The 12878-nt window shown below is 68.0% G+C and carries 11 protein-coding genes; 7 read left to right on the top strand and 4 right to left on the bottom strand.

Features of this window, described 5'->3' with window-relative positions; genetic code table 11:
- Positions 1 to 47 precede the first annotated feature (47 nt).
- Genes kdpA through chrA form a run of 6 tightly spaced genes read left to right on the top strand, consistent with a single transcriptional unit; the run spans position 48 to position 7281 of the window.
- Entirely contained in the window at positions 48 to 1718 is a 1671-nt protein-coding gene (gene kdpA / locus CJZ80_RS03805) for a potassium-transporting ATPase subunit KdpA (protein ID WP_198948230.1), read from the top strand.
- Positions 1719 to 1734: 16 nt separating this feature from the next.
- Positions 1735 to 3831 (top strand): potassium-transporting ATPase subunit KdpB, encoded by a 2097-nt coding sequence (kdpB, locus tag CJZ80_RS03800; RefSeq protein ID WP_094510721.1) that lies wholly within the window; start codon positions 1735 to 1737, stop codon positions 3829 to 3831.
- 46 nt (positions 3832 to 3877) lie between these two features.
- Complete coding sequence (locus tag CJZ80_RS03795) at positions 3878 to 4027, top strand: potassium-transporting ATPase subunit F (protein ID WP_233132779.1); 150 nt, start codon at positions 3878 to 3880, stop codon at positions 4025 to 4027.
- A gap of 5 nt (positions 4028 to 4032) precedes the next feature.
- A complete protein-coding gene (gene kdpC / locus CJZ80_RS03790) occupies positions 4033 to 4599 on the top strand; it encodes a K(+)-transporting ATPase subunit C (protein ID WP_198948229.1) in 567 nt (188 codons plus the stop codon).
- Positions 4600 to 4623: 24 nt separating this feature from the next.
- Positions 4624 to 5718 carry a histidine kinase gene (locus tag CJZ80_RS03785; protein ID WP_094510718.1) on the top strand — a complete coding sequence of 365 codons (1095 nt, stop codon included), beginning with the start codon at positions 4624 to 4626 and terminating at the stop codon, positions 5716 to 5718.
- Positions 5719 to 5772: 54 nt separating this feature from the next.
- The gene (chrA, locus tag CJZ80_RS03780) at positions 5773 to 7281 is read left to right on the top strand and encodes a chromate efflux transporter (RefSeq protein ID WP_094510717.1); all 1509 of its coding nucleotides are present in this window, start codon (positions 5773 to 5775) and stop codon (positions 7279 to 7281) included.
- A gap of 5 nt (positions 7282 to 7286) precedes the next feature.
- On the opposite strand, the gene CJZ80_RS03775 is transcribed toward chrA, so the two are convergent.
- Genes CJZ80_RS03775 through CJZ80_RS03760 form a run of 4 tightly spaced genes read right to left on the bottom strand, consistent with a single transcriptional unit; the run spans position 7287 to position 11422 of the window.
- Positions 7287 to 8030: an amino acid ABC transporter ATP-binding protein gene (locus CJZ80_RS03775; RefSeq protein ID WP_094510716.1), complete on the bottom strand. Its 744-nt coding sequence runs from the start codon at positions 8028 to 8030 to the stop codon at positions 7287 to 7289.
- A 2-nt stretch (positions 8031 to 8032) separates the two neighbouring features.
- Positions 8033 to 9295, bottom strand: a complete 1263-nt coding sequence (locus CJZ80_RS03770; RefSeq protein ID WP_094510715.1) for an amino acid ABC transporter permease — start codon at positions 9293 to 9295, stop codon at positions 8033 to 8035.
- Positions 9295 to 10281, bottom strand: coding sequence for an ABC transporter permease subunit (locus CJZ80_RS03765; RefSeq protein WP_094510714.1), 987 nt, complete (start codon positions 10279 to 10281; stop codon positions 9295 to 9297). The genes CJZ80_RS03770 and CJZ80_RS03765 overlap by 1 nt, the downstream gene beginning before the upstream one ends.
- A gap of 10 nt (positions 10282 to 10291) precedes the next feature.
- Positions 10292 to 11422, bottom strand: coding sequence for an amino acid ABC transporter substrate-binding protein (locus CJZ80_RS03760; RefSeq protein ID WP_233132778.1), 1131 nt, complete (start codon positions 11420 to 11422; stop codon positions 10292 to 10294).
- 143 nt (positions 11423 to 11565) lie between these two features.
- Here CJZ80_RS03760 and pyrC point away from each other — a divergent pair, with 143 nt between their 5' ends.
- Positions 11566 to 12660: a dihydroorotase gene (gene pyrC / locus CJZ80_RS03755; RefSeq protein WP_094510713.1), complete on the top strand. Its 1095-nt coding sequence runs from the start codon at positions 11566 to 11568 to the stop codon at positions 12658 to 12660.
- The last annotated feature ends 218 nt before the right edge of the window (positions 12661 to 12878 follow it).

The raw sequence follows: 12878 nt of genomic DNA, 5'->3' as shown, positions 1-12878 counted from the left end.
GCGGGGGCCATCGACAGTGAATCTGTCCTCCGAATCGGACGTTACCGCTGATGAATGCCTGGATTCAGGTCGCCCTGCTGCTCGCCCTTGTGCTGGGATCGGCTCCACTGCTCGGTCGGCATCTCTGGCAGGTGTTCGACGACCGTCCCCAGCCCCTCCTGGATGGCTGGCTGAACCCCGTGGAAACCTCCCTGCTGCGCTGGGTGGGTGATCGGGGCCGTCCGGCCGAGCAAGCCTGGGACTACCTGCGCCCCCTGCTGCTCAGCAACCTCCTGTTCGGTGCGGTGGCCTTTCTGCTGTTGCTGTTCCAGCCCTCCTGGCTCAACCCCCAGGGCCTGCCTGGCATGCGCTGGGACACGGCCTTGCACACCGCCATCTCCTTTCTCACCAACACCGACCAGCAGCACTACGTGCCCGAGCAGAGCCTGGGGGATCTGGCCCAGCTGGGAGCCCTCCAGTTCCTGTTCTTCACCTCCGCCGCCACGGGCCTGGCGGTGGGCTTCGCCTTCATCCGCGGACTCTGTGGCCGGCCCCTTGGCAACTTCAACCGGGATCTGGTCCGCTCGATCACCCGGGTGCTGCTGCCGATCAGCCTGGTGTTCGGCCTGATCCTGCTGATCAACGGGGTGCCGATGACCCTGGGCGGCCCGGTCAGGCTTCCCACCCTCGAAGGCGCCACCCAGATCCTGGTGCGGGGCCCGGTGGCTGGCTTCGAGGCGATCAAGCAGCTGGGCGAGAACGGCGGCGGCTTCTTCACGGCCAACTCTGCCCATCCGTTCGAAAACCCGAATCCATTCACCAACCTGCTGGCGATGGTGGCCATGTTCGCCGTCCCGGCCGCCACGATCGACGCCTTCGGCCGCTTCCTCGGCAACAGGCGCCAGGCCACTCTGTTGTTGCTGCTCGTCACAGGCCTTTTCCTGCCTCTGGCCATCCTGGCGATCACGGCCGAGCAGGCCGGCAACCCCCTGCTGGCTCCCTGGCTGAGTGGCCCCAACCTGGAGGGCAAGGAGCTGCGCTTTGGAGCCGCCGTTTCTGCCCTGTTCGCCACCATGACCACCGGCTCGATGACCGGAGCCGTGAACGCCGCCATGGATTCGCTCATGCCCCTCGGCGGCCTGGCGCCCTTGTTCAACCTGTTCCTGCAGGTGGTGTTCGGCGGCCAGGGCACGGGCGTGGCCTATCTGCTCGTGTTCCTGATCCTCACGGTGTTCCTCACCGGGTTGATGGTGGGGCGCACCCCCGAACTGTTCGGACGCAAGGTGGAAAAAGCGGAGGTGGTGTTCAGCAGCCTGATCCTGCTGATCCACCCGGTGTTCGTGCTGGTGCCTGCCGCCATCACCATTGGCTTCCCCGCCCTTCAGGGCATCAGCAACCCCGGGTTCCATGGCGTCAGCCAGGTGGTTTACGAGTACGCCTCGGCGGCGGCCAACAACGGCAGTGGCTTCGAGGGCCTGGGCGACGGCACGGTGTGGTGGAACCTCAGCACCGTCGTCAGCCTCCTGGGCGGCCGGTACCTGCCGTTCATCGCCCTGCTGCTGCTGGCGGCCGGCTTCGCCCGCAAACAGCCCGTGCCGCCCAGCCACGGCACCCTGGCCACCGACACAGGCCTGTTCACCGTGGTGACCGCCGTGGTGATCCTGATCCTCGGTGCCCTCACCTTCTTCCCGGTGCTGGCCCTGGGGCCGATTGCCGAAGCCTTCTCGATCCCTCGCTGACCGCCTTTCGGATCCCATGACGTCTCTGCAGCAACCCTTCTTTCCCCGCATGCCACGGGGCCGCCGCGACCAGCGCCGCTACACCGAACGCCCCAAAAGCCAGGGGCTGCTGGGCCGGGCGATCGTCGAATCGTTCCGCAAACTCGATCCACGTCTCACCGTGCGCAATCCGGTGATGTTCGTCGTCTGGTGCGGCACGATCGTCACCCTCCTCGCCACGGCCAGTCCTCAGCTGTTCGGCATCAGCACCGACGCCCCCGGCCGGGGCTTCAATGCCGCCCTGGCGGCGATCCTGGTGTTCACCCTGCTGTTCGCCAACCTGGCTGAAGCCCTGGCCGAAGGCCGGGGCAAGGCTCAGGCCGATGCCCTGCGCCGCACCCAGGCCCGCACCCAGGCCCGGCGCCAGCTGCCCGATGGCGGCGAGGCGCTGGTGGATTCCAGCAGCCTGCGCAAAGGGGACCAGGTGCTGGTCAGCAGCGGCGAGCTGATCCCCGCCGATGGGGAGGTGGTGGCTGGGGTGGCCGCCGTGGATGAATCGGCGATCACCGGCGAATCCGCCCCCGTGCTCAAGGAGGCCGGCTCCGATGTGGCCAGCTCGGTCACCGGCGGCACCCTGGTGGTCTCCGACCAACTCACGATCCGGATCACCGCCGACCCTGGCCAGGGCTTCATCGACCGCATGATCGCCCTGGTGGAGGGGGCCGAGCGCAATCGCACGCCAAACGAGATCGCCCTCACCGTGCTGCTGGCTGTGCTCACCCAGGTGTTCCTGATCGCCGTGGCCACCCTTCCGCCGGTGGCGGCCTACATCGGAGGTCCCACGCCGGTGGTCATCCTGGTGGCCCTGCTTGTCGCCCTGATCCCCACCACGATCGGTGGTCTGCTCAGTGCCATCGGCATCGCCGGCATGGACAGGGTGGCCCAGTTCAACGTGATCGCCACCTCCGGCCGCGCCGTGGAAGCCTGCGGCGACATCAACACCTTGGTGCTCGACAAGACCGGCACGATCACCCTCGGCAACCGCCTGGCCGAGGAGTTCCTGCCGGTGGGGGGCTACACCGACGCGGAGCTCGCCACGGTTGCCCTCGGTGCCAGCGGTTTCGACACCACTCCCGAGGGCAAGTCGATCGTGCGGCTGGCGGAGAAGCTGGGGGCCAGTTCGGGGTTTGATCCGGTGGGCGCCACCGGCCTCGATTTCTCCGCCCGCACGCGCATGAGCGGCACTGATCTGGCCGACGGCACAGAACTGCGCAAGGGGGCGGTGGATGCGATCAAGGGATTCGTTCGCTCTCGTGGCGGCCAGGTGCCCGATGGGCTGGATCACGCCTACGAGCAGGTGTCCCGTCTGGGGGGCACCCCCCTGGCGGTGTGCCGTGGCGCGGAGATCTACGGGGTGATCTACCTCAAGGACATCATCAAACCGGGCATGCGCGAACGCTTCGATCAGCTGCGGCGCATGGGCATTCGCAGTGTGATGCTCACCGGTGACAACCCGATCACCGCAGGGGTGATCGCCCGCGAGGCCGGGGTCGACGATTACATCGCCGAAGCCACCCCAGAAGACAAGATCGGTGTGATCCAGGCGGAGCAACGGCTGGGCAAGTTGGTGGCCATGACCGGCGACGGCACCAATGACGCCCCGGCTCTGGCCCAGGCCAATGTGGGGGTGGCGATGAACTCCGGTACCCAGGCAGCCAAGGAGGCGGCCAACATGGTCGACCTTGATAGCGATCCCACCAAGCTGATCGACATCGTCACCATCGGCAAGCAACTGCTGATTACCCGGGGTGCGCTGACCACCTTCTCGATCGCTAACGACGTGGCCAAATACTTCGCGATCCTGCCAGCCTTGTTCGGTGGCGTGGGCCTCGGGGCGCTGAATCTCATGCACCTGGAGACCCCCCATTCCGCCATCCTCTCGGCGATGGTGTTCAACGCGCTGATCATTCCCGCGCTCGTACCTCTGGCCCTGCGTGGAGTGGCCTTCCGCCCGGATTCAGCCGAAGAACTGCTGAAGCGCAACCTGCTCGTCTATGGCCTCGGTGGTCTGGCGGTGCCCTTTATCGGCATCAAGGCGATTGACCTGGTCATTACCTCCCTTCACCTGATTTGAGGCCCCTGCTGTGTTCCTGACCAAGCCCATCTTCTGGCTTCCTCTGTTGCTCGCAGTTGGAGCGGTGGCGGCCTCCTCGCCCCTGCGCCTGTTCCATCCGCCCCTGCAGGCCGGGGCGCTGTCTGTGCTGTTGAGCGCCACCGTGGCGCTCTCGATCTACCTGTTCGCCGTGATGATCCAACCGGAGAAGTTCTGATGACACTGTTCCGCGATGCCCTCCGTGCTCTCCGGCTCACAGCAGTGCTGTGGCTCATCACTGTGGTGCTCTATACCCTGCCCCTGCTGGCGATCGGCCAGGGGCTGTTCCCCTTCCAAGCCAATGGCTCCCTGCTGCGGGTCAACAACCAGGTGCTGGGATCGGCCTTGATCGGCCAGCCTTTCGCCAGCAATCGCTACTTCTGGAGCCGTCCCAGCGCCATCAGCTACAGCACCGGAGACGCACCGATTTCCAGCCCCAGTAACCTGGGGCCCACCAACCCGGATCTGGTCAAGCGCATCACCGAGGCCTCCCAGGTGTTGCAAGTGGCCGGGCTGCAGGATCCGGCCCCCGACCTTCTCTACAGCTCAGCTTCCGGCCTTGATCCCCACATCTCTCCCGCGGCGGCTGCCCAGCAGATCGAGCGGGTGGGCGCCGAGAGAAACCTCAGTCCTGAGCAGCTGAGGCAGCTGATCCGGCGCCATACCGAAGGACGTACCTTTGGACTGCTGGGGCAGCCGCGGGTGAACGTGCTCCAGCTGAACCTCGAACTGGATCGCCGCTCCTCCTGAACCTTTGGCCGTGATCCCAACCCGATGATTCGCTCGCAGAGTGGCAGGGGCCGCCACAAGCTGTTCATCGGCATGGCACCAGGGGTCGGCAAGACCTACCGCATGCTCCAGGAGGGCCGCGAGATGCGCCGCGCCGGCACCGATGTGGTGATCGGCGTGCTCGAAACCCATGGCCGAGTGGACACCGCCGCCCAGGCCGAGGGCCTGGAACGGGTGCCGCTGCGCCGCCTCCACCACCAAGGGGTGTGGCTGGAGGAGCTTGATGTGGCCGCGCTGCTGGCCAGGCGCCCGCAACTGGTGCTGGTCGACGAGCTGGCCCACACCAACGCCCCCGGCAGCGACCGGGTCAAGCGCTGGCAGGACGTGGAGCACCTGCTGGCGGCGGGGGTGGATGTGTACTCCACCGTGAACATCCAGCACCTGGAGAGCCTCAACGATCTGGTGGCCCAGCTGACCGGCGTGACCGTGCGCGAACGGCTGCCGGACCGGGTGCTGGAGCGGGCCGATGAGGTGGTGCTGGTGGATGTCACCCCCGAAACGCTGCAGGAGCGCCTGCGCGACGGCAAGGTGTACGCCAGCGAGAAGGTGGGCCAGGCACTCGCCCATTTCTTCCAGCGCCGCAACCTGGTGGCCTTGCGGGAGCTTGCCCTGCGGGAAGTGGCCGACCGGGTCGACGACGAGACGTCCCCCGACAGCTCCCTGCGTGAACGGGTGCTGGTCTGCCTGTCGATGTATCCAGGTTCCAGGCGGCTGCTACGTCGCGCCGCCCGCCTCGCCGGCTTCATGGATGCGCCTCTGCTGGTGGTGATCGTGCTCAATCCCCACAGCTTTCTGACCCGGGATCAATCAGCCCTGCTGGAAGAGTGCAAGCGGCTGTGTGAAGACTTCGGCGGAGAGTTCCTGCGCATCGACAGTGACGACGTGCTCGATTCAATCGCCCGGGTGGCCATCGAGCGCCGCATCACCCAGATCGTGATGGGCCAGGCGCCGCGCTCCCGGGGCCGTTCGCTGCTGGGGCGCTCCCTGGCCGAGAAGCTGCAGCAGCGGCTGGTGGGCCGCCACGTGGATCTGCACCTGATCGCCGACGATCTCCCCACCCCGGGGCAGGCTGGCGCTTAGCTTTGCCGCACCCAAGGGCCTGCGCTTCCCCGATCGCCGCCGGCGCTGGCCCCCATGACCACCGCCACCCATCCGCCTGAGCCCCCTGCCGGTCCCCCCACAGCTCCGTCTGTGGCTCCCGACTCCGGTCCCCGGCCGGTGCCGTTCGCTCAGGCCGCCCGCTACTGGCTGGAGCTGGGGCTGATCAGTTTCGGTGGGCCGGCCGGCCAGGTGGCGCTGATGCACAGCGAGGTGGTGGAGCGCCGCCGCTGGCTCTCGGAACGGCGCTTTCTGCACGCGCTCAACTACGCCATGGTGCTGCCGGGTCCGGAAGCCCAGCAGCTGGCCACCTACATCGGCTGGCTGATGCACGGCATCCCCGGCGGCCTGGTGGCGGGAAGTCTGTTCATCCTGCCCTCGCTGCTGCTGCTGCTCCTGCTCTCGGCGGTCTACGCCATCTGGGGGCAGTTGCCGCTGCTGGTTTCGGTGTTCTGGGCACTCAAGCCGGCCGTGACGGCGATCGTGATCCAGGCGGCCTGGCGGCTCGGGCGGCGCACCCTGCACAACCCGGTGCTGTTGGCGCTGGCGGTGCTGGCCTTCGCCGGTCTCACCCTGCTGCGGCTGCCCTTTCCCGCGATCCTGGCCACGGCGGCCGTGATCGGCTGGCTCGGCGGTCGCTGGCGTCCGCAGCTGTTCAGCCCGCCCCACCGGGCCGGCCATGCCCCGCCTGCTGCTCCGGGCCCAGGCGCACACACCACCGCCATGCCCGTGGCCGAGCAGCCCCCACTGCATGGTGATGCCACGCCCACGCCCGACCATGCCCGCTTCGATCGCCGCCGCCTGGCCTTGATCCTGCTGGCCGGGCTCGCCGCGCTGGCGTTGCCGCTGGCGTTGGTGAGCGGCATGGGTGGCTGGGATGGGCTGCTGGCCACGATGGCCCGTTTCTTCAGCCGTGTGGCCGTGTTCAGTTTCGGTGGCGCCTATGCGGTGCTGCCCTACGTGGCTCAGGGGGCGGTGGAACAGCACCAGTGGCTGAGCGCCAGCCAGATGATCGACGGCCTGGCCCTCGGTGAAACCACACCGGGGCCCTTGATCATGGTGGTGACCTTCGTGGGCTTCATGGGCGGCTGGAACACCGCGCTCGCCAATCTCAGCGCGGACGCCGCCAACAGCCTCGCTGCGGGCACCGCCACCAGTCTTGCCGCTGCCGCCACGGCCCTGCCACTGGCCGTGCTGGCGGGCCTCACGGTCACCTGGTTCACCTTCCTGCCGTCGTTCCTGTTCATCCTGGCGGGCGGGCCCTTGGTGGAAGCCAGCCGCGAGGACATCCGCCTCAGCGGGCCGCTCACGGCGATCACCGCCGCGGTGGTGGGCGTGATCGCCAACCTGGCGGTGTTCTTCGCCGGCCATGTGCTCTGGCCCGACGGCGCGGGCAGTGGCTTCGATCCGGCGGCGCTGGCGCTGATGGTGGCGGCGGCCGTGGCCCTGCTGCGCTGGCGCTGGCCGGTGCTCCGGCTGATCCTCACGGCGGCCCTGATCGGCGCCGGCCGCCAGCTGGCCGTCTGGGCCGGGCTGCTGGGCTGAACCGCTCAGAGGATCTGGGCCAGGAACTGACGGCTGCGCTCGTGCTGGGGGTTGGTGAAGAAGGTGGTGGGGGCCGCTTCCTCCACGATCTGCCCCTCCGACATCAGCACCACCCGGTGCGCCACCTCGCGCGCGAAGCCCATTTCGTGGGTCACCACCACCATCGTCATGCCGTCGGCGGCGAGGGCGCGCATCACCTCAAGCACCTCCCCCACCATCTCTGGGTCGAGGGCGCTGGTGGGTTCATCGAACAGCAGGATGCGCGGTTCCATGCACAGCGAGCGGGCGATCGCCACCCGCTGCTGCTGGCCGCCGGAGAGCTGGCCGGGGTACTTGCCCGCCTGCTCGGCGATGCCCACCCGCTCCAGCAGACCCAGGGCCTGGGCCTCCACCTCGGCCTTCCGCCGCTTGCGCACCACCACCGGCGCCAGCGTGAGGTTCTCCAGCACGGTGAGATGAGGAAAGAGGTTGAACTGCTGGAACACCATGCCGGTGTCGCAGCGGATCGCATCGATGTTGCGCAGGTCGTTGGAGAGGGCGATGCCATCGATGGTGATCGTGCCCTCCTGGAAGTCTTCGAGGGCGTTGAAGGTGCGGATGAAGGTGCTCTTGCCTGAGCCCGAGGGCCCCATGATCACCACCACCTCGCCGCGGCTCACGCTCAGATCCACGCCGCGCAGGGCATGGAAGCCGTTGGGGTACCACTTCTGGACCCCGCGGGCCTCGATCATCGGCTGACTGGCGGTCATGGTCAGGTGGGGGAGTGGGAGGGATCGAGGCGGCGCTCCAGAGCCCGGCTGCCGAGGCCAAGGGCGGCGCAGCAGCACCAGAACAGCACCGCAAGGGTGAGGTACACCTCGGCGTTTTTGCCGAGGAATTCCGGATTGGCCATCACCGTACGGGCGGTACCGAGCAGATCGAGTAGGCCGATCAATGACAGCAAGGTGGTGTCCTGCAGCAGGGAGATGAACTGCCCCACCGTGGCGGGCAGGGCGATGCGCAGGGCCTGGGGCAGCACCACATGCCGCAGGGCCTGCGGCACCGAGAGCCCCAGGGAGCGGGCGGCCTCCAGCTGTCCGACGGGCACCGCCGCCAGTCCGGCGCGCACAGCTTCCGCCAGATAGGCCCCGCAGAAGAAGGTAAGCACCCAGGCGGCCCGCCAGACGCGGTCGGGGGCCCAGCCGCCGGGAAGCATGTAACCGAGGATGTTCTGCCCCAGGAACAACAGGGTGATCAGCGGGGCGCCGCGGATGAACTCGATGTAAAGCACCGAGCTCCAGCGCAGCAGCGGCAGGGTGCTGCGGCGGCCCAGGGCCACCACGATGCCGATTGGGAAGCTGAGCAGGATGGCGAAGCTGGCCATCAGCAGCGTGAGCAGCAGGCCGCCCCACTCCGACGGCGGCACGTGCGGAACGCCCAGCCCGCCGGCGATCAGCACCATCCCGAACAGGTAGAGCGCCGGCCAGAACAGCGGCAGAAAGCGCAGCAGTCGGCGCGGCACCAGCCGCCCCCACTGCCCAGACACTCCCCGCAGCATCAGCAGCAGCGCCGTGATCGCCCACCAGCGCAGCTGCAGGGGCAGCGGCAGCTTCAGCGCAGCCGGCAGCCAGGCGGCCAGAAAGGCCAGCACGGCGATGGCCACCAGGTCGTTGAAGGGCCAGAGCGTGCCGGTGCGATCGGCGCGCGGATGGCTGCGCAGCAGGCCCCAGCTCACACCGATCGTGGCCGCCGCCAGGGTCACCAGCAGCCAGAGACGCCATTGCTGCGGCAGCGGGTAGCGCCCCACGGCAAAGAGGGTGGTGTTGGCCTGGATCACCGCCCACTGGGCCTGGCGGAAGGCCCACTGCCACAGGCCCACCGCGGCGGCCAGCAGGGCAGCGAGCAGCACCACGCTGATCACCCCGTCGAGCGGAGTGGCGAACAGCTCCTGACGCAGCGCCCCGCGCCAGCTACGGCGGGTGGAGGGGGGAGCGGGCCTGGGCGGCTGCAGCGGCGGGGAGAAGGAGGAGGTCATCAGCGCTCGCGAATCTGCACCAGTTGGTTGACGCCGTTCATCAGCACCGAAATCACCAGATCGATCAGCAGATAGGCGCCCAGCAGCAGCAGGAACACTTCCAGGGCGCGGCCCGTCTGGTTGAGGGTGGTTTCAGAGACGGAATAAAGATCGGCGTAGCCCACCGCCACCGCCAGGGCGGAGTTTTTGGCCAGGGAGATGTATTGGCTGTTGAGCCCTGGCACGATCACCCGCAGCGCCTGGGGCAACACCACCCTGCGCATCGTGGCGCTCCAGTGCAGGCCCAGGGAAGTGGCCGCTTCCCACTGCCCGCGTGGCACCGCGGCGATGCCGCCGCGCACCACCTCGGCCACGAAGGCGCCGGTGTAGGTGATCAGGCCGGTGATCAGGGCCGAGAACTCCACCGACAGGCGCAGCGGCGCCTGCCAGACGTCGTTCACCAGGGTGGGCCCCTGCCAGCGGAAACCCTCGGCAAACCAGGCGAGATACAGCCCCGATTTGGAGAGCACTACCCCAGGGAGTTGCAGGGCCGCCGTGCTGTTCGGCAGCGCCAGGAACACCACGAAATACCAGAACAGCAGCTGCAGCAGCAACGGGATGTTGCGGATCACCTCCACGTATACCCGCGCCAGGCGGCGCAGCAGGCCATTGCCGCTGAAGGCGGCCATGCCCACCGCCGTGCCCAGGAGCGTGGCCCCCACCAGGCCCACCACGATTGCCCGCAGGCTGTTCACCAGCCCCACCAGCAACACCCGCCAGTAGGGCATGGAGGCATCGAAGGGGATGAGGCTTTCGGCCACATCGAAGCTCGAAGGTTGCCCGAGCCAGCGCCAGGTGAGCAGCAGCCCGGCGGCGGTGAGGTTGCGCACCAGGTTGCCCATCAGCAGGGCGATCACCACCAGGATCGCCAGCCCCACAGCCCCCTGGACCAACCAGGGAACCACGCGCCGATCCCGCCACCAGGGAACCCGCTGGATGTCGCTCATCGCGAGGTGCTCAACGGAAGGGCGGCGAGTAGATCAGCCCACCGTCTTTCCACTGCCGGTTCTCGGCCCGTTCGAGCTTGAGCGGGGAGCCGGTGCCCACATTGCGCTCGAAGATCTCGCCGTAGTTGCCCACCGCAGCGATCGCCTTGGGCACGAAATCCGCCGGCAGGCCCAGCTGCTTGCCGAAATCCCCTTCCACGCCAAGGAAACGGCGCAGGTCGGCCAGGTTGGTGTTGGCCTTGGCTTCCGCCACCTTGGCGGCCACGTTGGCCTGGGTGATGCCCAGCTCCTCCGCCTGGAACAGGGCGAAGACGGTCCAGCGCAGGGCATCGGCCCAGGCGGGATCACCGTTGACGGTGGCGGGGGTGAGCGGTTCCTTGCTCATCACTTCCGGCAGCAGGATGTGGGCATCGGGCTGCGGGAAGCTGCTGCGCTTGGCGGCCAGCTGGGAACGGTCGCTGGTCACGGCCACGCAGCGGCCGCCCAGGTAGGCGGCGTAGGTCTGGTCGCCAGTCTGGAATTTGAGCGGGGTGTAGGCGATGCCCTGCTCGCGCATGCGATCAGCCAGGTTGAGCTCGGTGGTGGTGCCGCTCTCCACGCAGATCGGCTTGCCGGCCAGATCCTTGAGGGTCTTGATGCCGCTGGCCACCGGGGCCATCAGGCCCTGACCGTCATAAAAGGTGGTGGGACCGAAGGAAATGCCGTTGCCGCCGGCTGAATCGCGGCTCAGGGTCATGGTGGTGTTGCGGGCCAGCATGTCCACCTCGCCGCTGGCGAGGGCCGCAAAGCGCTCACTGGAGTTGAGGTCGCGGTATTCCACCTTCGACGGATCGCCGAGCACGGCGGCAGCCACCGCCCGGCAGGTGTCGGCATCCAGGCCGCTGTAGGTGCCGTCGGGGCCGAGGAAGCTGAAGCCCGGCAGCTTGCCATCCACGCCGCAGACGAGCTTGCTGCGGCTGCGGATCGTGTCCATCTTCTGGCTCTGCACCCCTTCGCCGCCGCCGCCGTCGTTGGCGCAGCTGGTCAGCAGCAGGGACAGCACCACCGGAGCCGCCGCCAGCAGGGATCGCAGACGCAGCCGCTGCAGACCTGATGGTTGCAGACGCGATGGTTGCAGGCGCGGTGATCGCAGCTGAAGCATCAGGGGCTGTGGCGAAGTGAGCGCAGTTTGCCAGCAGGACACAAGGAGTGCCGGTCACAACGCCCACACGTTGCACGACCGCTCTCCATCCCCTCAGACGAAGGCGATGATGGCGTTCAGGTCCGGGCCTGGGTCGCCGTTTGATGTCCGTTTCCTCAGCCGCGCCGGACCCGGCCTCCCCTGCCCTGGTGATGCGTCGCCCGGATGACTGGCACGTGCATCTGCGCGACGGCCCCCTGCTCAACGCGGTGGTGGCTGCCACGGCGCGGGCGTTCGGGCGGGCGATCGTGATGCCCAACCTGAGCCCGCCGATCACCACGGCGGCGATGGCCGAGGCCTACCGCCAGCGGATCCTGGCCGCCCTGCCGCCCGGCAGCCGCTTCCAGCCGCTGATGACCGCCTACCTCACCGACACGATCGATCCGGCGGAACTGGAGCGGGGCCATGCGGCCGGCATCTTCACGGCCGTGAAGCTCTATCCGGCCAACGCCACCACCAATTCGGCCCACGGCGTGACCGACATCGCCAGGCTCACGCCCGTGTTCGACACGCTGGAGCGCATCGGCATGCCGCTGCTCCTGCACGGTGAGGTCACCGACGCGGAGATCGACATCTTCGATCGCGAAGCGGTGTTCATCGAGCGGCACCTGAAGCCGCTGCTGGAGCGCTATCCCCGCATGCGGGTGGTGCTCGAGCACATCACCACCAGCGAAGCGGTGGCCTTCGTGGAGAGCCAGGCGGGTGGCGACAGCCCACGCCTGTGCGCCACGATCACCCCCCACCACCTGCAGCTCAACCGCAACGCAATGTTCAGCGGTGGGATCTGGCCCGACTTCTACTGCCTGCCGGTGATCAAGCGGGAACGGCACCGCCTGGCCCTCCGCCGTGCCGCCGTCTCCGGCAACCCCTGCTTCTTCCTCGGCACCGATTCCGCCCCCCATCGCCGCTCCGCCAAGGAAGCGGCCTGCGGCTGCGCCGGCATCTTCAATGCGCCCCATGCGCTGGAGAGCTACGCGCAGGTGTTCGAGCAGGAGGGGGCACTGCACCGGCTCGAAGCCTTTGCGTCGCTCTACGGCCCCCGCTTCTACGGCCTGCCGCCCCACGAGCAGACCGTGGAACTGCGCCGCGAGCCGGTGCCGGTGCCACGGCGCCTGGAGCTGGCCGATGGCAACGGCGGTGTGGAGGTACTGGTGCCGTTCCACGCCGGCCAGACTCTGCCCTGGCGCCTGGTCGACTGAGGGGACATCACGCGGCGGCGAACTCTGCCACGCCCATCGTTCGGCGCCGGCTTCCTCGGCTTGCTTCCTCCCTGTGGAGAGGCACTGAGGCAGAAGATCGAAGCAAACGCCGACGACCATTCACAGCGTGAGGACCTTGATCCCACCCCTGCATCAGGTGATCGCCCTCTTCCTTTTGAGGCCAGCGGGTGTCAACGGAACTCTCAGCCTGTTCTATG

It is taken from the genome of Synechococcus sp. MW101C3 (assembly GCF_002252635.1).
Classification (GTDB): Bacteria; Cyanobacteriota; Cyanobacteriia; order PCC-6307; family Cyanobiaceae; genus MW101C3.
Note: the sequence above shows the minus strand (reverse complement) of the source record. Positions and strands in the feature narration are given on the sequence as shown.